Here is a 22611-nt window from a genome sequence, read left to right on the forward strand (position 1 = left end):
ACTTTTGGCATCATAGTTCCCGTTCCCCCCACTCCAAATAAACGGTAAACAGAGGTTCATGATATTCTGCACGGACGTCATAGCCCATTTGCTGCATCAATCCCTTCACGACCGCCAGCCCCAATCCGGTGTTGCGCTTCGTCCGCGCCCGATTTGCGGTGAAGCTTCGTTGAAACAAATGCGGGAGATCTTCCTTCAACAAGGTTGATGTTTCATTGGAAATCATCGTCACAAGCTTTCCATCCTTTACTCCCTGAAACAAATGTAAGAAACGTTGTCCGTGATTCAGAACATTTTGCAGTACATTCAAATAAATGCGCATCACACTGTCCTCGTCCGCGATCACAAAGCAATTCTCATCCGCAAGCTCAAGAACAACCTCGAAGCCTGCTGCAGATATTTCATAATAATGATCAGCCAATGCTCGCTTCAACAGAACCTGCAGATCAATTTTTTGTGGCACTAAGAGATAATCTCCAGCTTCAATTAGGGATAATTCATAAAAACTGCTAATGAGTGAACGCAAGGCTTTTGTACGCTTCTCGACAACAAGCAAATATTCCTCAGCTTGTTCAGTAGAAATAGGTTTCTCTTGCAATAGCTCGATATAACCGAGTATTGAAGTCAGTGGAGTACGCAAATCATGTGAGATGTTGGCAATCTGCTTGCGAATTTGTACCTCCTTCCTCTCATGGAGGATTCGTTCAGCCTGTTGAACAGATATCATATGGTTCACTTCGACCAATAGCGCTTCTAACTGCTTGTCAGGCGAATGAAGGTGAATGCGTCGGTTAGTATGTCGATCCTTTAGAACTTGTTTGATTTGATCCGTCGCCAATTTCACGGATCTGCGGAGTAGCCAATAGAGCGTAGCAAAAAGGATCGTCGCACTCGCCAGCACAAACGTTACCATTTTATCACGCCCCCTGAGTCTTATTTGAACTCTTTCACCATTACCCGCCTGGTGCTGACCAGCAAAGCAAGGAGTACATAAGATGCTCCAATGATCCAGCAGAGCAGCAGTCCATTGGGCTTCATCCAAAATAAATCATTTGCCGCAGCATAAGGAAACAACGGTAATGTCTCCACAACCTCTTTTAAAGCGGGTATCCTATTCACAAACATGAAATACAGTTCAGGCAGGACAATCATAATAACAACATAGGACACCAGATGAAGCAACGACTTTTCCGTCAAAAAACAAAGACAATGTGAAACCGTCAAAGCGGCGAGTAGCAGCGGCAATACACCAAAGATTGAATGTGTAAAATCCAGGAAATAAGACACTCCGGTATTGGGCAATATTAGAAATACACTCGCTGTAAGTGAACTATACGTTATCGTCCAAGAAACGATGAATAATAACAGCTCTATGATCCATTTTCCATAGAAAAAAGTGCTGCGGGATATGCCATAGGCAACCGTATTCTTGAATGTTCCATCTGTAAATTCATCAGATACCAGCAAACTGACCAAAATTGGAACAATAAAAAAAGGCAAACTCCACATACTCAAAGCAGCCTTAAAGGTAACCTCCGTATTCGCATATAACTCGCCTCCCGTAGATGCTGTCAATAATGTTATGAAGAGCGGCCCGAGTATGCAGAGTGCCAGAAAGACAAAAACCGCCTTTTTGCGAACAAGTCGGTAGAGCTCGCTTCTCAAATAATTAGGCATCCTTTGTCCCTCCCACTAAGGATATAAAATAATCCTCGAGATTCGTTCCTCGCGTTTCCATTTTAGAGAGCCGAATATTGTTCTCCACCAGTATTCGATTGAATTCACCCGACATTTCTAATAAATTATAAATATGGATAGACTTATCCGGTTGAATGCTGTAGTGAATGTGTGGGAAATGTCTTTCCAGTAGAGCTGCTGCCGCGGCTTCACGATCTACGACTAGCCTGAGATATTGTTCGCAGCTTTCCTCAAGTTGCCGGGCTGTCACCGTTTTGATCAATTTCCCGTGATCGATAAATACAAACACAGATGCCAGACTCTGAAGCTCAGACAACACATGACCGGAAATAAGCATTGTAATATTTTTCTCGCGGTTTAAGGTCAACAACAATTCTCGAATTTCCACAATACCAAGCGGGTCAAGGCCGTTAATCGGTTCATCTAAGACAAGAAAATCAGGGTGATTCATTAGCGCAAGCGCAAGTCCCAACCGTTGCTTCATCCCTAAGGAAAAATCCTTGAACTTTTTGCCGCCAGTATTGGCCAAACCCACATCTTTCAAAGCTTCATACACACTTTCTTTACCGGGAATTCCACGTTGTATCCTGTAGTACTCCAGATTTTGCTTAGCTGTCATATCACGGTAGAAGCAAGGTGTCTCCACGACTGCGCCCATCCGCTTTCTTCCCTGTTGCAGTCCATCAGGAGTTGACATCGAAAACAGTTGCAGTTCCCCACTTGTAGGGAGACATTGACCTGTAATTAGCTTCAACAGTGTTGTTTTACCGGCACCGTTTTTGCCTACCAGCCCAAGAATCTCTCCCTTGGCTATAGACAAAGTAGTGGGATAAAGAGCAGTAAAGGTCCCGTACTTTTTCATCAATGATTTTGCGGCCATAATGTCGTTCTTTTGCATAATGATGTTCACCTCGTACTTCCACTCTACCTAATCAACCAGCCAAAAATCCTTAACAAAGCATAAATAAACATAAAGAATTCGTAAAGTCAGATCAATTTAAACCCAATCCCCCACACCGTTTCGATATAGGTTTGATTCGGATTATATTTAGAGAGCTTACTTCTCAGGTTGCTCATATGAACGTTAATCGTATTATCTTCGATCGCATACTTGTCATGCCACACAGCTTGATACAGATCCTCTCTGGTAAACACTTTACCGGGGGATCGTACCAACATAGCCAACAATTCAAATTCTTTGGAAGTGAGCGATACGGGCTTACCCGCTACTTGTACTGTTCTTGAATACATATCCATAATAATGTCCTGATGAACCAATCGTTCAGACGTTTCCTCAGAAGTAATGAACTTTTTATAGCGCCGCAGTTGCGCCTCAACCCGTGCCAGGATCTCTTCTTTATCAAAAGGTTTCGTTATATAATCATCGGCCCCCCCTTTAAGCATGTTGATTTTGTCCTTCATGCTCGCCTTGGCTGAGATGACGATAATTGGCACATACGAGTGGCTACGGAGTTGTATTAATAATTCTTCTCCGGACATGCCTGGCAGCATCAGATCTAGCAGTATCAAATCATAACTCCGCATGGATGAAAGCAGCCTTGCTTCACTTCCAGAAAACGCCGATTCTGTTCGATACCCCTTTTGGCCAAGGACGGTGCATAGCAATCGATTAATGTCTGCATCATCCTCAACTACCAATATGCTGAATGACATGGTTTCCCCTCTTTCCAGAAATATAGATATTTGCGATACGGTTCGGCTCACTAAACATAAAGCAGCCTGCTTCAAGCCCTTCTAGCTGTAGGGTGTTAGCGGCACACATTGTAACACTAGCCATCTGAACGCTATATCCGCCCCTGTGACGTATTTCGGGCAACCAGCATATATCCTTGCCCCCGAACCGTAATGATTCTCTCTGGATGGGTCAGGTCGACCTCGATTTTTTTGCGTAGATTGCTGATGTGTACAGCCACCGTTCTCGTATCCTCCAAGCTCTCCATTCCCCAGATAAGCTGAAATAACGTCTCGACACTGACGACACGATTCACGTTTTGAGCCATATAGGATAACAGACTGAACTCTTTCTTGGATAGGAAGACGGTTTTACTATCGATGTTGACGGACTGTGCATAGAAATCCAGCGTCAGCCCCGGTAACTCCAGCAGTTGTTCCCTTCTGCCCGCCGACATCCGACGAAGATGAGCCTTGATCTTGGCCATAAGCACGCCAGGACTGAACGGCTTGGTTATATAATCGTCGCCGCCATAGGCTAGTGCGCTGATCTTCACCTCGTCCTCCTCGCGGCTGCTCAGAAATAAGATCGGCGCATTCGTGTAGCTACGCGCATTCCTGCACCAATCTATGCCATTCTCATTCGCCAGCAGTACATCCAGTACAATCAGATCCGGCTCGAACGACCTCAGCAGCTTCATCGCTTCGGTTCCGCTATGACTGCAGGAGGCTATGAAGCCCTCCCGCTCGCAATATACCTGAACAATCTCGCATATATGGGGATCGTCATCGACGATCATTATTTTGTGAGCATCCACGCACCTATCACCTTCCCTCGTCTACAGTACAAGGCAGGGATATATAGAATATCGCCCCCGTCTTGCCGTCGCTCTCCGCTCGAACCGTCCCTCCATGTGCGTGCACAATTTCCCTGCATATCGCCAGCCCAAGCCCGCTGCCCTCGATTCCCTGCTCCGCTCCCGGTTGATAATATTTATAATTGCGATCGAAGATTTGCTCGAGCTGATCTGGAGGGATACCGATGCCAGAATCTTGTACGCTAATGATCGCATATCGGGAATGATTCACCTCATCTACAGCTAACGCGATGCGCACCCGCCCACCCCCGGCGGTAAACTTCATTGCGTTCGACACCAGATTAAACAAAGCTTGCTCGAATCGTTGCACATCCAGCTCCACAACAGCCAGATGATTTTGCTGAGTATTTGCCTCCCCCGTATCCAGCGTGAATTCCAACCCTGCATCACGCACCACCAGCTCATATTGTTCAAAAAAACTACGCAAAAAGTGACTCACATAAACCGGCTCCATTCGGAACGAGACCTGCCCCGTCTCCAAATGCGACAAGAAGGACAGCTCCTCAATCATGCGATTAATCCTGATCGTGTTATCACGGATATACTGCAGATACTGTTCATTACGTTCCGGCTTGACCCGATCCTGCACAGCTTCCACATAGCCAAGCATGCTGGACAGCGGCATACGCAGATCATGTGTAATATAGGCCAGGAGCTTCTTCCTTCCTTGCTCGGAGTGAAGCAACTGGTCATAGGAAGTACGCAGATCATCATGAGCCAGGGATAAGGCCCGTGTGCGTTCCTGCACGGTTCGTTCCAGATTCATATTCATTTCGCTCAGCCTGTGGTTAGCCTCCTGCAGCTCACGTGTAATTCGCTCCTCGTTCGATGCCGCCCTCGTAAATCTCGAGGAAAGCAGAATCATCTGTGCGATCGTGAACACCAACAGACCAAGCGAAGAGGTATTACCGATCGGTGACCATCCGCTGTAGTATAAGAAATCGTTAATGACCGTAACTAAAGCAACCATCGACACCAGCAGGAAGAGCGGCGCTTCCTCCCTTCTCCGCACAGCAGCTAGAACCAGCCCGACCATGAGATACACCATATGCAGAACAATCATCACACCGATGATCAGTAACAATTGGGTATATATAAGTGCAGGGGTCACCGCAACAACGATACAGAATGCGCCGGTTACGATGCGTGAGCCAAGCAGAAACCAACGCGACACATAACGGGGAAAGATGCAATCCGAGTACATCGTGATGATGTAAGCACTGCTGCAAAGAATCAGGTACTCAATCTTGAACTGCAAGCCCCATGGAAAAGCAGGCCACAACTGTGTAGCCAAGTGCTCGCCGACCAATAAGGATCGGATACCAAGCAACAGGGTGATCAAACCAAAATACAATGTAGCCCTGTCTTTGCGACGAAGGATGAACAACATCAGGTGATACACGCCTATCACCAGCAGGCTTGCGGTGATGAACATTTCGGCGGCGATCTTCAGATTGGTCTGGACCGTTAGCACATCACTGCCGCCCAGCTCGATAGATTTGGTGATGCCGCCTCGCTTATGATGGAAGTTGGCTACTTGCATCACCAGCTCCACCCTATCCTGCTCGGGTTGAAAGAACACGAGCTTGGTGGCCAGTTGCGGGGTCATGCTGCTCTTGTTGGGCCCAACTGTGCCCACCTCTGCCAGCCGCTCACCATTCACCCATAATGTATATGCATGAAAGATAGTCGGCAGCCGCAGAGCAAGCCGCTCGTGTCGATCCTGCTCGCTAAGCTGGATGAGTAGCCGAAACGTTGCATAGCCTGTACCTTTCAGTTGCTGACCCTCTAACTGATCTCCTAACCAGGAGCCCGGGATGCTGATCCAACGGTCGATGCTCCCCTCCCTTGCCGAACGAAGCTGTATGTCCTCCGGTGACAGCAGCTCCTGCCAGTAGAACGCCCACTCTCCATTTAACGGGAGCGGATTCTCACTGATATGAGCCTGCGTTAGATCCAGTATACCCTTCTCACTTTTGAACTGAGGAGCGTCCGGTACAGGGATGACGGCATAGCTTGCAGCCAGACCAACTACAATTGCAACCGCTATATATAGCAGGATAGTATGAGAGCCGAATCGACGTATACCTTTCATGTTAAAAAATCGACCCCTATCTATAAGATGCGCGAAACATACGTGAACTACTTAATCATATCATCATTCACGGAAAAATGTGCCCTGCAACATTACGTTGCTCTCTGATTAGCGCGAGGTTTGATAGAACTGCCGCCCTAACTGACAAAAGAGGCTCCCAGCCGTATAATGGTTTCATATATTCTTATTATGAAGGGGAGAGAGATTCGTATGAAGGTTGCCGTTAAGTTCATTCAACATTTCAAGGATCGCGAAGCACGGCTCCGGCTGAATGGCTATCGGGACAAAGCCCGGCTCATCTTGCAACGGAAGCTGGATACATGGGATGAGAAGCTCCTGCAAGCGGAATCTCGCCGACTGCAAAATAAAGCCAAAGCGGGCACATCCCTGGACGATCTGCTCATCGATGCCTATGCCCTGGTTTGCGAGACAGCAAAGAGAGTACTGGGGTTACAGCCCTACGATGTTCAGATTATGGCTGCCATCGCCCTGCATGAGGGATTCCTGATTGAGCAGCATACTGGCGAAGGAAAAACGCTCTCCGCCGTCCTGCCCGCTTATCTGCATGCATTAACCGGAAAAGGTGTTCATGTGTTGACTTTTAATGATTATTTGGCAAAAAGGGATGCCGATTGGATGGGGCCGATCTATACGTTCCTCGGCTTAACGGTAGACGCAGTGCAAGCGGACATGAGCTTGCCACGGAAACGGGCAGCGTATGCCGCGGATATTACCTATGTTACAGCCAAAGAGGCGGGATTCGATTATTTACGCGATACCATTGCACTGGATAAAGCCGATACCGTGCACCGTCCCTTCCATTACGTTATCGTCGACGAAGCGGATTCCCTGCTTCTCGACGAGGCGCGTGTGCCACTAGTCATCGCCGGCGAAGCTAGCTCCTCCGGCAACGACGTCAGTCACCTTGCAGCCATAGTCCGGCAGCTCCAAGAGGAGGAGCATTACGACTTCGATGCGTTCAAGCGGAACGTTTATCTAAGCGAAGCCGGCTCGGCAAGGGCCGAATCACTGCTGGGATGCGACAATCTGTACGAAGACCATAATAGCGCGTTGTTAATGTCGTTAAACTGTGCGCTGCATGCGGAATTATTATTGAGAAGGGACGTCGATTACATCGTCCGGGACGATAACATCGAGCTGATTGACGAATATACCGGTCGTGTGGCGGAGAACAGGCATTTGCCAGAGGGGCTGCAAGCCGCGCTTTACGCCAAGGAGGGGCTGCCCTTGAAAACCGGCGGGAAGGTTCTCGGCACCATTACCCTTCAGCATTTCCTTAGCCTATATCCCAAGATTTGCGGCATGACAGCTACCGCACGCGTATCTGCAATCGAATTCGAGGACATCTATGGTCTGGAAGTCGTGCCTATTCCACCACACCGGACAAACCTGCGAATTGACCATCCACACCGGATTTATACCCATAAGGAAGCGAAATTCAAGGCGCTTGTACAAGAAATTTTGACCGTCCATACAACGGGGCGTCCCATTCTTATCGGTACGTCAAGTGTCGAAGAATCTGATATGCTTGCGAAGGGGTTATCGGCTGCCGGCGTCCCTTGCCAAATTTTGAATGCAAAAAACGATGCTGAAGAGGCCGAGATCATTGCCAAAGCGGGGGGAATTGGCGCCGTGACGGTGTCGACGAATATGGCGTTCAAATGATCCGGCAATGTGGAAAAAGTTCGGACTGGAGAACCCTCCCTCCACTTGGACTTATATCATCAACGACCACTATCAGCCTTACTTGCTGAACCGCGGATCATGGACCCCAGGCACAATGCTTGCTTATTTGCTTCGTAGATTAGCAAAACCGATATTCGGGTTGTCAAAATATTAAAAGGTGACCCCTTGATTCTGTGCTATACTGTTCGCAGGACATAAGACTTTAGTCGCATGAGGGGGAACATAGAGATGGGCAGCCGCATGTTGGGGGCAGCGATGATGCTGTTGATGCTGGGGCTTGCGATCATGGCCGCTGCGCCGCTGGCAACGTCGACCATCGACGCCGCGCAGAGACAGCACCTTCCCGATCCAGGCGTACTCGATCTGCTTGATGCCGATCGTGGCAAGGACGGCGGTATCGTGCCGCTGGACGGCGAATGGGAGTTTTATCGCGAGAGGCTGCTGGAGCCTGGCGATCCGCGGCTGGGCGGGCTGGACATGATGCCGATCCGCGTACCCGCCTCATGGAGCGCAGAACCGGATAATGGCCTGCTGGAGACGGGGCGCGGTCACGGAACCTATCGGCTGCTTTTCCGCATTCCTCCCGAAGAAGTAGGGACAAGCCGGGGGCTGTTTATTCGCTCGATCGGAAGCGCATACAGGGTCTGGATCGATGGCGCGGAGAAAAGCGGCTTGGGCACTGTAGGCATCAACAATCAGCAGGAGACCCCTCAGGCGCACATCAATCTGATTTATTTTCAGCCCAAACAAGAGCATATTGAACTCCTTCTTCAGGTATCGAACTATTCCTTCCGCGAAGGGGGCATCCGTAGGGAAATATTATATGGCGGCATCGAGGCCTTGACGCCTTATATCGTGAGAGAACTGTTGTACGACATTTTTATTATCGGCGGGTTTTTGTTTATCGGCGCCTATCATCTCGTCATCTGCGCCATCCGCAAACGAGACCCGGCTACATTATACCTGGGACTTGTCACGGTAGCCGTGGCGGTCAGGACGCTGCTGCTGAACGGATATTTATCGAAGCTGCTGCTCGGCATCGACAGTTGGGAGCTGCTTGTCAAGCTGGAGTATTTTGTGGAGCTGCTCGCTTACATCCTACTGGTTCTATTGATGAAGCATCTCTATCCTCGCGAGGTGCATCGGGCGATGCTTTATTTATCGTATTTGACCACCGCCGGGCTTGCCCTGTACGTGCTTATGCATCCGGCCGATACCTATACCTCAACGCTGCTGCAACAGACCGCGGTCAAAGCGGCCATTTTGCTTTATTTTGTGTTCTACGTGGGCATCAAGGCCATGCTGCGCCGGCGCGAGGGAGCGCTGATTCATTTGTTCGGCTTGCTCGTGCTCACCATTGCGATTATCAACGATACCTTCTATTATATGGGCTGGGCAGATACCTTCGAAGCAACGAATTATGCGGTGGTCCTCTTCTTGCTGGCGCAGACGGTTATCGTCGCATATCGATATTCGCTTCTGTCAAGCCGCAACGACGCCTTGGTGAGTGAACTGGCGGGGGTCAACATCAAGCTGGAGGAAAAGGTACGGGCGAGGACGGAGGACCTGCGAAGCAAAAACGAGCAACTGGCGGAAAGCAAGTCGACCCGCACGAAGATGCTTGTCCATATCGCACATGATCTAGGCTCGCCGGTGGTTGGCATCCGCAGATATTTGCAGCTGATGGCAGAGGGCAAGCAGGGAACGGGACATCCAGCCATTATGGCGAAGCTGGTTGCCCAGATTGCCTATATCGAACGGCTGATTCAGGACTTGTTCGAATTGTCCAAGCTGGAGTCAGGGGAGCTGCCCTTCCACATGGAACGCATTACGGCTAACGTGCTGATGGACGATATACGCAGAAGATTCGAGCCGGAGCTGGAGCAGGAAAGCTACGTGCTGCAAGTGCATGGCAGTCGGCACGCGGAGATCAGCGAAGCTTCGGTAGTCGTTGACCGCTTCCGCATCCTGCAAGCACTGCAGAATTATGTAGGCAATGCAGTGAAGTTCAGTCGAGGGATCAGCGAGACGATCACGATCAACGGCACGATTCGTCGCGACGTCAACGGCCGGCCAGCGCTCATGATCGAGGTTGCAGACTACGGACGGGGCATCCCGGAGGAGGAGCTCCCCCATGTGTTCCGCCGATTCTACACCAATCGTCAAGGCAACGATCAAGGCAGCGGGCTCGGGCTGGCTATCGTACAAGAAATCGCGCGGCGGCACGGAGGAGAGGTCGGCGTATCGAGCGGGGAAGGCGGCAGCGTCTTCTATCTCGCTCTGCCGTTGGACGAGAGCTAACCATGCAGCCCTCTGCCCGCCATCGCTTCCAGATAATCAACAGCCTCCTTGCGGCCTCGGACAGACAGCTTCTCGTAGATGGTCGTCAAATAATTTTTGATCGTACCCTCGCTAAAATGCATCGATTCGGCAATCTCTTTGTTGGGCAGGCGATTCAGCAGTTGAAGCATAATCGTCTGCTCGGTTTTATTAAATTGCGGGCTGCGCTCAAAAAAACGAAAGATGCCGCTCCGCTTGATGCAATTGTCGTTCGTCAGCACATAACGGGCGATGCTGGCGGCAATATCCGCAGGGAGCAAATACCGTCCCTTCGCCGCTTCCCGTACTCTGCTCGCCAGTTGGTCGGAATCGAGCCCTTTGAGCAAATAGCCGTTTGCCCCGTAGGCCAGTGCCCTGAAGATAAATTCTTCCTCGCTGAACGTAGTGAGGATCAGAATCGGCAAATCGGCATGCAGCTTCCGAATTTCCTGAATGCAGGTCAGTCCGTCCATCACCGGCATTTGCAAATCCAGCAATACGATGTCCGGTCTGCAGCGGCGTATGAGTCGAAGCGCCTCTTCCCCATCCGATGCCGTTCCCGCCACGCGCAGATCCGTTTCCCCATTCAATACAAGCTCCAGTCCGATTCGAACCAATTCGTCGTCATCGGCAATGATGATGTCAAGCGGTTTCATGGCATGAAGTCTCCTTTTGCCAATAGTCTATATAACTATCATTCTAGCATATTCGACAAATTGTGACCAAGCGAAGTATACACAAACGAACCCCGCTTCGTCTCATGGACAAATCGGGGTTCGTGCTGCGTTATGCGCTAAAATCTTCGTTAATCAATCCGGCGCTCATAAGCAGCCGTCGAATCAAAGTAGCGGCCTCAGCTCTAGTTATGTTATCGCCGGGCGCGAGTTCGCCATGGCTTCTGCCTTGAAGGATTCCCGCAGCCGCAATGTCCGCTATTCCCTGCCATGCCCAAGGCGATACACTCGCGGAATCCGGGAACGCGCCCACAATCTCCGCCGCATCGCGAGGCCCGCTTGCGCTCTGAAGGCCTGTGATGCTCAAGGCGCGCGCTAATATCACGATTGCCTGTTCACACGTGATCCTGGCGTTCGGACGGAAGGAACCGTCTTCGAATCCATCGATCCATCCGTATTCGGATGCCGCTTGAATCGCGCCGCTGTACCATGCAGCAGCGTCAACATCTCCGAAGCTGCCCGCACCGCTCCCCGGCTTCAGACCGAGTCCGCGTACCATAATCGCCACGAATTCGGCTCGGGTAATCGCGCGATCCGGTTCAAAGCGATCGGCGCTTGCGCCTTCGATGATCATCCGCGAAGCCATATCGTTAATCGCATCCTTGGCCCAATGTCCGGCCACATCCACGAATTTCATCGGATGCCACACGACCGAATACAGACTGTTCGTCAGGCTATTGATCCTCGCGTAATACGTGCCATCGATACGGACAATGTTTGTCGGCACATGGCGGAGCGTTCCATCCTCCTCCACAACAACGCCCGTTGTAATGCGCGAAGGGTCAACTCCATCCGGAATCCGTATCGTGCGTTCCACATACGCGCCGAATGTCGTTACCTCCACCGCCCTGCCGCCGTACACCGCATGAACGGCAAAGCTTACCGGCGGCGCAACGATGGCGAGTCCCTTCTTCGTCATCGCTTGCTCCGCCTCTCGAAGCGTCTCGCCTGCGGAAGCGGCGATCTCGATGCGAATCTTGATGTCCTGCAATGCCTGGTTGACACCGAAGCTCTGCGAGAGCTGATCGATGTTGAGCAAGCCGGCTGGAAGCTTATACACCGAATTTTCGGTGCGAAGCTCGACAACCGCTTGCTTCCCTTCCATGCTCTTCACCATACGTCCATTCAGCTCGCCGATCACGACATCGCTTCTTGCAGCTACTGGCAGCGCAATGACGGCTCGCTCGCCTTCTTCATCCAGGCGCTGTCTCAATTTGGCTTCGTCAACGACGATGGTCGTCACCTGCCGGCCGCCGATCCGCTCCGTGCTTGCTGTCCCCGCACGTTCCGCTCTGCCGTTGACCAGCACGTCCACACCTTCAGTCGCCGTCCCCTCATCCTCTGAACCGCCAGTTGAAGGGTTCGGCTCAGGAGCCAGGGCAGGACTAGGATAGTAACTTGGATATGGACTCGGATCGGGCTTGGACTCCGCTGGAGCCACCGCCGCCGATCTTGAACTTTCGACGGATGCTCCCGTCAAGGTCCCCGTCGCCGCTACCGGTGTAACTTCGAAGCTGATGTGCTTGCCGACATCGTCCGCTTGCAGCGTATACGTCTTCATCGTCGCTCCTGGAATTTCCGTCCTGCCCGTGCCTGCAGTATCGTCGGAGCGATACCAATTGAACGTACTCGCGCCTTCCTGATCCCCTTCAGCATCCGAATAGCTATAGCTGCCCGTCAGCGTCTGTCCAATCTGGAGCGTGCCGGTGACGATCACGTTGGCGGCAACAGGCGCCGTCTGTACGCTGTCTTTGAGCCACCGAGCATACAAGATGATAGGCCCCGTTACCGTATCGACCTCAAAGTCCCATGCCGCTCCGCCAGTCGCTTCCTTATACCAGCCGAGAAATGTTGAGCCCGCTAATGTCGGCGGGGTCGGAGCGCTGATCTTCGCTCCGTCGTTTACCGGATCAAGCGCGGCTACCTCACTTCCTCCTTGCGAATCGAAGGTTACCGTATACGTATCATACGGCGCCGGGGTGATCGTCATCTCCCCCGAAACCAGCGTTTTATCCATCTCAAGGCCGGAGACGTTGGTCAGCGAAAAGAACCTTGTATCGTTCTTATCCGTCAAGTCCAGCGTCTGGACTCCGGCGGAAGCTGTCGATTGGATGGCAAGCGAGATCGTAAACAGCGTATTGCCCGTCACAATCGGCGACTCGCCGCCATCGCTGTCCACCCATGCCACCCTCAGCCAGCCCTTCTTGCTATCGAAGTTCCAATCGAGATAGTCGCCTGATTCGCTGACGACTCCCGTTACTTCCATCACCGCAGGATCGATATCGATTTGCATTTCATATGCCGCGATGCCTCCCGAGACGCTGGCCGCCTTTACGGGTACCTGCACGGTCGTCCCTGCTACTGCAGCTACGCTGCCGATGACGATGTCTGCGGACGCTACCGCGGCGGTGATGTTGACCCCGCCTGGCGTTGCGATCGCTTCGCCGGGGTCGTCCCCTTCGAACAGCAGCCCCAGATGCTCCGGTACAACGACCGCCGCCGCTCCAGACGCCGCGGCGTCTTTGACTTTGAATTGGAGCGCAAACAGCTCCCTTTTATCGAGCAGCACGTTGCTTGTCAGCTTCGCGCTCACCTTGACCCTGTCGGCTCCTTGCAGACTATAGTCGAAGCTTTCAAAGTTCTCCTCATCCATCTCGATCCGGTTCGCAACCTCGTGATTGTCTACCAGCTCCATAACCGCTGCATCGTATTGCAGCGTAATGTCGTATGCCCAGACCATAGTTTCCGGCGTCGCATATACGGAGATACTCACCGTGTCACCGGGGGCACCCTCCACGCTTTCCACTTCAATCATGCCGCTATACGGAGGCTGCGGAGCCGCTGCTGCCTGACCCGCGAATGGGCCAACCATCAGGCTCAGAACCAACCAGATGGACAGCATTCTGGCATAGACGAAATCCATGCTTACACTGCGCTTAGCCATTCGTTTGGCCTCCCTTCCCTACACACAATGACAATATCATCTGCACATCGACCCAGTCCCAATTGTTGTCGCCATTCATATCCACCGCCGCCTTCTGCTCCGCAGTCAGCGACGCTGAGTTCTTGATGAATTTGGTGAGCAGCAATGCATCCGCGTTGGTTACTTTCCCATCGCCATTGGCATCTCCCATTAATAGATAATGAGCTGTATAGGTTACAGCCCCGGTCACTGCTGCAGCCGCCACCTCTTCGCTGCTCAGCTTGGTCGCGCCGCCGTCCTTGCTCCATCCGACAAACGCGTAGCCTTCATTCGCCATCACGACCGGAACCGCTGACGGATACGATCCTGCCGGAACCTCTTCGCTTGCTTCGCCGTCAAGTACGCCGTATTGACCCGCATCGTATGTGACCTGATAACCACCGGCGGCTGGTTTGACCGTCTGTGTAATCGTAAAGCTGACCGCTTCCGCCAGATCCGCTGTCACCGTAACGGTAGCCGTATAGGTACCCGCAGCGAGCCCGTCTCTTGGCTTGATCGTCAGCGGTGTCATCGGTTTAAATTTCTTCAAGGTGCCAAGGGTCGGCTGCGTCAACTCAAAATCCGCTGCATGATTGCCGCCTAATTCCGCCTTCACATTGGTTAATACACCCGTCCCGGTTTTCTTAATTGCAATCGAAGTCGCCGGCTGCTCGCCCGGTAGATAACGCTCGCTTAACTCCGGCAGCTCGACATCCTGGATGGCTCCAATCGTATATACCGGCGCTGTATCTGAGTGATGGTTTGCCATAACTGCCGTTAGATTCCCTCGCGGCCCACTTCTCACGAGGAAGCCGAAATAGAGGACGTCATCGACCCAGAGCATTTTCGAGTACTCTCCATCGGGAGCAATATCCGTGAATCCCGGCGTTTCGATCGGCGACCATACGCCATCCTGGAGCTTCATAATCGTCGCGCGATTGTTATCGTTCCGTTCAGGAGAAGCCATATACAGTGCCTCTCCATGTACAACGAGACGATGGGCGCCGGTTAAGCTCATGCTTTGCTCCTGCTCCAGCTCCATCCATTTCCCTTCTGCAGCATCGTATTTAAAAACGACATATTGAGATGAGACGACCATATCGATATACAACGTATCGTCATCGCCGATCGCAAACTCCATATAATATGGATTCAGGTTTGCAGGCGGATTCCCGACATTGCGCCACGTATTTCCGTCCAGCTTCATCACTCTTGCTTCAAAGGACGTTCCGACAAGTAAGTTAAAGCCGATATAGGGTGTACCCGCGCTATCGAGCTCCAGTTGAATAAACCTCGCTCCGCTTGACATGGGATTGTTCGAGGCAGCCTGGACCCAGTCGGTGCCGTTAAACTTCATCACATGCCCGCGCCCGCCTGCTCCCGTCTCCGAATAGGATACATAGGGGACATCTCCCGCACCGATGACGAAGGATAAATAGTAGGGGTAACCACTCGCCGTAAAACCCGCTTTGCCGACCGTCTCCCAGGTGGTTCCGTTAAACTTCATCACCGTGGTTCTTTTGCCGTTCCCTTCATCCGAAAACGCGACATACGGCGTGTCGTGGCTATCAAATGCTATAGCCATCACACTTTTAACAGCATGATCGCTAAAACCGCTGCCGCCCACGGGAAGCCAGGAGCTACTTGCCTGGTCATAACGTCGGAGCGTCGCTTTCCCGCCATGATCATCATCTGTATAAGCTGCATAAAGCTTGCCCTTGCTGTCAGCCGCAATGTCACCGAACCATCCATTCATGTCCATGTCGTCAATATAGTGGAATTGGGACGATGACCACGCCAGAACCGCCTCGTCCAGCGCCCATTGCATCTGCTCCAACGTATCGAAGCCTTCATAAGCGCGATTGAAGGAGAAGGTTTGTACCGCCGCGGCTCGATCCTTCGGGCCTAATGCCTGGTAGGCCGACATGTCCAGACCCAGGTCAGGGTTATTCAATGCTTCGGCCAACACCGCTATGGGATAGGCCGTATTCACACGCGCGATCGGGCTCCGTTCCACAATGGCGGCGTCCATAGCAGCCTGCACGTCTGCAAGACTGGCAAAGCCCTGATCCGGACGGGACGACCATACGCTATTTCCCACAGCCTGCTTATCTTTGAGCTTGCTCCAATTGGCGTAATCCCCGAGCGCCAAGCCTATCTCCGCGCTCTCCATCAAGTCGCGCATCGTCTCCGCATCCGCTGCCTGATTCAAGGCCTCAATCGGACGGGGCCCTATGTCGGCATTGGCATAAATATTTTTGCCGTTCACCCAGACGATGGTATTCCCGAAGCTGTCGACACTGCTTTTGGCTACATCCGAAGTCGTCACCGATGTACCGGAGGATGAGGACAGGTCATAGCTGAACACCTGATTTTTTCCGCTGCGATTATCAAGCCATACAACCTTGCCGTCGTCCATGACGGGCGCGCTCTGATTGTTGTCGCGGGGATCAAGGAAGCGCCCGCTATCGTCTGCCAAATCGTACAAATAAATATTGGAGTAGCTTGATCCCGTCCGTCTGTCCATCCAGACCAGCTTGTCCTCGTAGATAGACAGATTGGGCTGAGATACCGCCTTGTTGGCGTCAGGCGCAATCGGGACCGCGATTCCGTTGCTCCCTATCGTATACAGGTAGAACGACATTGCAGCCGGATTGGGTCTGTACTCATGCCATACCACTCGGTTGCCCGAGACGGAGTAGCCGTTCTGAACCGAGGTGTCCGTATCACTGATCGTGTTGATTTTTTCGGATAGTCGGCTGACCGTGTCGTAGAGATAGATTCCCTTGCCGATACCGTACACAATGTACAGCCGCTCGCTACCTGCGAGCAGTGGCTTGACCTCGTACACCGAGTCCGTATGGGTAATCCGTGTTTCTTCCTGGCTCATGATATCGTAGAGGAAAATATCAGTCGTTCCATCACGATTTTCAGCCCACACGACATGATTACCGCGAATTTCCGGTGAATTTGCTTTGCCGCTCGTCGTGAGCTGGCGCTTTTGTTTCGATGCCGTATCGTACATGTACACATTGCTGCCGACTGTATACACGATATGGCCTCCGTCGATTTTCGGAGAAGAGGTGAATTCCTTGGCGCCATAGGTAAGGGGATATTCCCCCACCGTCGATATGGCTACAACTCGCGTCCCCCCCAGGCTCGACAGGATGGGAAGCGTTAACAACAGTGCCACCGCGCATAACGCTATTTTCTTCTTCATGCCTCGCATCATTTCCGGTACGCTCCTTTTTTGAAGTCAAATTTCACAGGCTTATTTCTAAACTGTAAAGGAGCCACCTGTCGAAAACCAGTGACGTTTAGTCACCACTTTTTCCCCATAAGAAAGCTCCCCTTCAAGCAGCGGCTTATGTTGCAAACCTGTCTACTCAAAAGGGAGCCCATGAAAACCTAAACCAAACTATTCCTGTCGCTGAAGATCATGAAGTACATGGATAAGTGGAATCCGTCCAGTTTGATGCGGCCTAGTTACGTTCACGGTTTATATACTCTTCTCTTAACATACTATACATCTCTAAATCGATAATTCCCTTACCTGCCCATAATGTTGCTTGTCGTAGCGTTCCTTCCTTGATGAAGCCATTCTTCAAGAGTACCTTTTTGGAATGCTCATTTGGAGGCATCACTTCAGCCTGAATTCGGTTTATATTGACATCCATGAACAAGAAATGAAGCAATATCCTTAGAGCCTCGCTAGCAATTCCTTTTCCCCAATGCGATTCCGCCAAAAAGTAGCCGATCGTCACCATATTTACCTTTTGATTCAAATCAAAAGCTTCAATGATTCCAAGCAGCCGATTAGGTTCAGCCTGCGCGAAGATCCCCCACTTGACCCTTGACCTTTTACTATAATCTCGCTCGAAATGCCCGATCATGTTCTTTACCGTATCTTTATTGTGTTTGGGGATAATACCGCAGTATTCAAAGACCGTGTCATTGTCATAGATTTCAAATACTTCGTTGATATGATGATCTTCAATCTTTTTCAATATCAGTTCATCAGACTTGAGAATAGGAAATTGATCGAAAATGGCTTCTACGTTCATTCCGTCACCACCCCATGCTTTCTTTTGTCTTGAGACATCTTTGAACTCCCGCTCCTTCAGGAATCGATTGTTTCGGAATAGGCCCTTTACTTTCTCCATGGTATTCGACCCTTGGGGCACCCCACCGTTTCTATGAAGCAATAACCAGCGGAGACAAGCTAACGCCTCAAAAACCTCAAGCTCTTCCTGCTCAATGGGATTCTCGGATAAATAAGCGGAACGAAACTCATTCCTATGCCGATCCGAAGTGTAGATTTGGAGCAGTATCAGTGACCACGCAAAATCATATCTGGGATCGCCTAATTGTCCGTTCGTCCAATCTATTATGGTGTATCGGTTCTTGTCCTCCACTACGTTTCCTAGATGAAAATCACCATGAATGATACAATTCTGCTGTATTGAGGCTTTTCGCACAAGGGAGGATACAGTATCCAACAGGTCAGCATGTTCTCCGACCCCTGGGAAAAAGTAATCCATGAAATCGTGCTTTGGAAGCTGTAGGCTTCCAATCTCTTCAACGCGAATTTGATGTATTTTTGATAAGATGCTCGCAATTTCAGTCAGTTTCTTGTCATTCAGCTTCAGAACGGGCGTACCTCCAAAACGGGTCAACAACACCTGATCTCCATTAGAATGTATCCCCCATCCAACCGGCTTAGAGACGGATACTCCTCGCTCGAACAGGACTTTCAATAAGCGGAATTGAAATCGAATATCAGGCTTGGACGTTTTATTCCATACCTTCAATACAAAGCTCTCTTGATCTGAGCTTATCCTCATGACCTCAGCTTCCATTCCATGACTCATTGATTGCGTGGTCAAGGCGGCTTCTTGATTGAATAGATCATTCATGCTTTCATCTGTTTCTATCCATTCCACATTCCTTATCGGGCTTCTCAATATCCGTCTTCCTCCCATAGGATGAGTTATATTCTCTGCTTGATCGGGATGTATAGATCGACTTTGCATTTCCCTTCCTTATCGCTGGATGGATCATTCATGCAGAATTCGAGGCATGGTCTATCGTCAGCATCATACTCACTATTCGGCAACCACAAACCGAATACGCTTTGATAGGCGAGAACGAATTTATCGATGGTGTCGTAGTATGGATAGACAGCATACATTCCGCCAGACAGTGTTTTAAATTCCACGTGCGTCTTATGTTGCTCGTGTCTTTCAAATCCATATGGCAATGTAACACAAGCATCGTAACGACAAGCCCATTCTTCTACAAGATGGCCATCATCCAAGGATATTCCTATAAAATAATGATGTTTTGGAGTAAGTCCTTGTTGGATCGCCCAACGCCCCAGCTTCTCCCATGCCACACGAGTGTCCATATAACTCCCAACATGTCGAACATACGCCACTTCATATTCCGGCAGTTCCTTGATGGTTATCATTTTCTCCCAAGCCCTGCTTAACAGATGATTTCTCCCATCTCTATTGTATTCCACAGAAGAAGCTAACTCTTCTTGCTTCTTGCTGAAATGTACAGAGAAATTGCTATTTTTCTTTAGGCTATTTCTAACCTCGCTTGGGGTCTTGCCATAGTGCTCCTTAAAGAGAGCATTAAAGCTGGATACGGATTCAAATCCGCATTGATTTGATATGTCCAAGACCGTCTTGTTGGCTTCAGCCAACAAATATACAGCCTGCTGTAGACGCTCTTGATTCACAAATGCGATCGGGGGCACACCTTCAATCGATGTAAATATTCTTGAAAAATGATATTTTGAAAAACCAGAAACATCCGCCAACCTATCAAGGCTGAGTTTTTGATGACTATTTTGCCTAATATAAGTCGTTACTCGATCCATTCTATCTTTGTAATATTTAAATGAATTCATACCAGCCTGTTACGCAGCTCGATGATCTGTTCTGACAACGAATCAAGGGTATTCTTAATAAGGATTACACTGGAATATCGCTCAGGTATACCCTCATATCCATAGTGGACGCCAGCCAGACCTCCTGCTATTGCCCCAATGGTATCCGAATCTCCTCCCAGGTTAGCTGCTCGCTCAACAACCTCTGAGAAGGAATCGCTTGTTAGCAAGATGTGGAGAACGTGACGAAACGTATGAACGACATAACCACTCGGTTCACAGTCCGGAATTCCATTCAAAATATCCTTGTATTCCGTGCTTATGATCTCTCTGTGGACGGCCTCCGTCAGCTTCTCACCATCCAGGAGTCTCCAAACCATCCGATTGTATATCTCGCAAGCCTGATTGCAACGTTCATCATAATGAGTCATTTTCGATTGTAAGCGTGATATTTGTTCAATATTGGAAAGATTCGGGTAGATTAAACCCACCGGGAGACAGCGCATAAGGGAACCGTTACCTGCACTTTGACCTAAATCCAAGTGGGCTAAATATGCGGCCTCAAACCAGTTTCCTTGATAGCTGCTTAGAACTCTTCTAATGATATTCCCGATATCCTTGGGGTCTGAGCTGTACCACTCGAGGAACTTCTCCCCGATGGCCTGCTTCGGGTTGTGAGAATCTCTTAGAATTCCCTCTGCCACACACAGGGTCATCATGGTATCATCCGTTACTTCCCCTGGAGTAAGCTCCCACACTCCGCCACCCACAATTTCGGTGAGATACCCATATTTCTTTTGAATTTCCTGGCTGGACATAAACTCCGTCGTCCCGCCTAATGCATCGCCTACTGCTACTCCATACAGGCCGCCCTTGATTTTGTTAATCAGACTCATAGCATCTCCCTCCTGAATCAGTTAAAGTGATCAAGCTTGGGGTCGATCTCCAGCATCCTCTTGGTAAATTCATTGAATCACTGTGACCAACGACGTAATCTTTCTCCGAAATGCCGCGGCAAAAGCTCTTGTCCAAGAATGACCTCGTAAACCTGTTGAAGCTCTGACAGTCGTCGTTATCTTCACTGTCGAGGCTCCGTCATCCTGACCACCTGTTGTTTATATTTTGTTAATAACACTTTGTTAATATCTAATTGTTATTATATAGCTCTACACACCGTTGTCAATGCGCGAGGAAGGAAAAAACCCGATTTCTAGTCATTAGATTGAATGCATTAATTCGTAGAAATATTGACTATCTCGGCAATGTTTAATATAGGCACGTGTATCGATTCTGTTCATGTATTCCCGCCAGGTAGAATCAGGGCGTCTCCGCTTCTCATGCTGCACTCCTCCACTTTAATGTCAGGCATGATTTTCAATCCGCCCATTGTAGTGACTGGAGTCTTATCAAGCCCAACGGTGACTATCTTTGCTGGAGGCAGCCCCTGTCTGAAGTATCTGCCAGAGTTCAGCTCCGCGGCCAAATATCCTATCTCCCAATCGGACATCGTATCCAACACATAAAGATATACGGTATGATTCAATTCCAAGTGCTCCTCATATAGTGATTAGGTACCAGCAACCATTCCTCTTGAATGAGTGGTTATCCTTATAATAAAACAGCTTCACTGACAACTGCTGTCAGTGAAGCTGTTAACCTTGATAATATTCCATTAACTCTGAAGCAACCGCCACCAGTTTATTCTTCAGATGCTGTGGCTCTATCACTTGAATGGATTTCCCATAGGGAAAAATGATATTCGGAATATGTGTATACAGTAATTCTTCCTCAAGTAAAAAAATGGCTTGCGTTGATGTCCGCTCTTGCAGATGATGCTCCAGAAACCAATGTAGGCATAAATCGTCCAACGCCTCTGCCTTGCCGCCAATAATAAGAGAAATGAATCTGGATTTGCCTCCTGCATCTGGCAATAGATTGTTCATGAAAAAAGTCCGCGCTAAAAAATCATCGGGACGCCTAAATGAGAAGGTCGTGCGTGAGACGCTCAGCATTCGTTCTACTCGAAAGCTGCGGAGCTCATTCCGCAGGTGGCAAAATGCAATTGTATACCACTTATTGTTCCAATTCACTACGCCATAGGGGTCTATTACCCTATTGGAGGACTGCTCCTCATGACGGTTTCGATAAGCAATTTCTACTGACCATTCATTTGCTACAGCGTGCTCCAATTGCTGCAATATCGGCTGAACAGAGGGGTATCCCCTGCGGTTTATGACCTCAAATCCGGCTAAATGATAGTTTAGCAGGCTTTCCTGCTCCTGATTCGAATACATTTTCAACTTGGAGGCTGCACTCTCTAATGCCTCACTCAGAGGATAACCGGCTTCTTTTGCAAATTGGGCAGCATGAAGCAGCGTCTTTTTTTCATCCATGCTAAATAGCAGAGGAGCTGTAATAAAATTGCGCAGCAAGCTATACCCGCCATTGTGCCCTGTGTCGGATATGATCGGGACGCCACTGGCGCATAGTGCATCCATGTACCGATACACGGTTCTGATATGTATCTCCAGCTTCTCCGATATTTGCTTTGCAGTCCATTTCTCTCCCGAATTCAACATCCATAGAATGGTTAGCATATGATCATTTTTTGACATAACGTAACCCTCACC

The 22611-nt window shown here is 49.9% G+C and carries 14 protein-coding genes and 3 pseudogenes; 2 read left to right on the top strand and 15 right to left on the bottom strand.

Annotated elements, in window-relative coordinates; all coding sequences use genetic code 11:
* Positions 1-10: 10 nt before the first annotated feature.
* The 6 genes from ACY1JZ_RS01905 to ACY1JZ_RS01930 all read right to left on the bottom strand — a co-directional run bounded on the left by ACY1JZ_RS01905 (position 11) and on the right by ACY1JZ_RS01930 (position 6363).
* On the bottom strand, positions 11-913 hold the full coding sequence (locus ACY1JZ_RS01905) for a sensor histidine kinase (protein WP_462627830.1): 903 nt from the start codon (positions 911-913) through the stop codon (positions 11-13).
* Positions 914-933: 20 nt separating this feature from the next.
* On the bottom strand, positions 934-1677 hold the full coding sequence (locus ACY1JZ_RS01910; protein ID WP_462627831.1) for an ABC transporter permease: 744 nt from the start codon (positions 1675-1677) through the stop codon (positions 934-936).
* Positions 1670-2596, bottom strand: coding sequence for an ABC transporter ATP-binding protein (locus ACY1JZ_RS01915; RefSeq protein WP_462627832.1), 927 nt, complete (start codon positions 2594-2596; stop codon positions 1670-1672). Before ACY1JZ_RS01915 ends, ACY1JZ_RS01910 begins: the two co-directional genes overlap by 8 nt.
* Positions 2597-2685: 89 nt before the next feature.
* The gene (locus ACY1JZ_RS01920; protein ID WP_462627833.1) at positions 2686-3372 is read right to left on the bottom strand and encodes a response regulator transcription factor; all 687 of its coding nucleotides are present in this window, start codon (positions 3370-3372) and stop codon (positions 2686-2688) included.
* 131 nt (positions 3373-3503) lie between these two features.
* Positions 3504-4208 (bottom strand): response regulator transcription factor, encoded by a 705-nt coding sequence (locus ACY1JZ_RS01925; protein ID WP_462627834.1) that lies wholly within the window; start codon positions 4206-4208, stop codon positions 3504-3506.
* Between the two features lie 7 nt (positions 4209-4215).
* Positions 4216-6363: a sensor histidine kinase gene (locus ACY1JZ_RS01930; protein ID WP_462627835.1), complete on the bottom strand. Its 2148-nt coding sequence runs from the start codon at positions 6361-6363 to the stop codon at positions 4216-4218.
* A gap of 210 nt (positions 6364-6573) precedes the next feature.
* Between ACY1JZ_RS01930 and ACY1JZ_RS01935 the strand changes: the two are divergent.
* Positions 6574-8040 (top strand): annotated as a pseudogene (locus tag ACY1JZ_RS01935) (preprotein translocase subunit SecA); the annotation flags it as partial.
* Between the two features lie 258 nt (positions 8041-8298).
* Positions 8299-10371, top strand: coding sequence for a sensor histidine kinase (locus ACY1JZ_RS01940; RefSeq protein WP_462627836.1), 2073 nt, complete (start codon positions 8299-8301; stop codon positions 10369-10371).
* Here ACY1JZ_RS01940 and ACY1JZ_RS01945 read toward each other — a convergent pair.
* The 9 genes and pseudogenes from ACY1JZ_RS01945 to ACY1JZ_RS01985 all read right to left on the bottom strand — a co-directional run bounded on the left by ACY1JZ_RS01945 (position 10368) and on the right by ACY1JZ_RS01985 (position 22596).
* The gene (locus ACY1JZ_RS01945; RefSeq protein ID WP_270168483.1) at positions 10368-11045 is read right to left on the bottom strand and encodes a response regulator transcription factor; all 678 of its coding nucleotides are present in this window, start codon (positions 11043-11045) and stop codon (positions 10368-10370) included. The genes ACY1JZ_RS01940 and ACY1JZ_RS01945 overlap by 4 nt on opposite strands.
* Before the next feature lie 130 nt (positions 11046-11175).
* Complete coding sequence (locus ACY1JZ_RS01950; RefSeq protein WP_462627837.1) at positions 11176-14067, bottom strand: S-layer homology domain-containing protein; 2892 nt, start codon at positions 14065-14067, stop codon at positions 11176-11178.
* Entirely contained in the window at positions 14060-17317 is a 3258-nt protein-coding gene (locus ACY1JZ_RS01955; RefSeq protein WP_462627838.1) for a dockerin type I domain-containing protein, read from the bottom strand. Before ACY1JZ_RS01955 ends, ACY1JZ_RS01950 begins: the two co-directional genes overlap by 8 nt.
* 250 nt (positions 17318-17567) lie before the next feature.
* On the bottom strand, positions 17568-18149 hold the full coding sequence (locus ACY1JZ_RS01960) for a GNAT family N-acetyltransferase (RefSeq protein ID WP_462627960.1): 582 nt from the start codon (positions 18147-18149) through the stop codon (positions 17568-17570).
* Positions 18150-18368: 219 nt separating this feature from the next.
* Positions 18369-19118: pseudogene (locus ACY1JZ_RS01965) on the bottom strand (aminoglycoside phosphotransferase family protein); the annotation flags it as partial.
* Complete coding sequence (locus ACY1JZ_RS01970; RefSeq protein ID WP_270168477.1) at positions 19076-20002, bottom strand: AraC family transcriptional regulator; 927 nt, start codon at positions 20000-20002, stop codon at positions 19076-19078. The gene ACY1JZ_RS01970 and the pseudogene ACY1JZ_RS01965, both read right to left, overlap by 43 nt.
* A complete protein-coding gene (locus ACY1JZ_RS01975) occupies positions 19999-20877 on the bottom strand; it encodes an ADP-ribosylglycohydrolase family protein (protein ID WP_462627839.1) in 879 nt (292 codons plus the stop codon). Before ACY1JZ_RS01975 ends, ACY1JZ_RS01970 begins: the two co-directional genes overlap by 4 nt.
* A 401-nt stretch (positions 20878-21278) precedes the next feature.
* Positions 21279-21524 (bottom strand): annotated as a pseudogene (locus ACY1JZ_RS01980) (DJ-1/PfpI family protein); the annotation flags it as partial.
* Positions 21525-21633: 109 nt separating this feature from the next.
* Positions 21634-22596: a helix-turn-helix transcriptional regulator gene (locus ACY1JZ_RS01985; RefSeq protein WP_462627840.1), complete on the bottom strand. Its 963-nt coding sequence runs from the start codon at positions 22594-22596 to the stop codon at positions 21634-21636.
* Between the last annotated feature and the right edge of the window lie 15 nt (positions 22597-22611).

The organism is Paenibacillus sp. J5 (genome assembly GCF_054955055.1).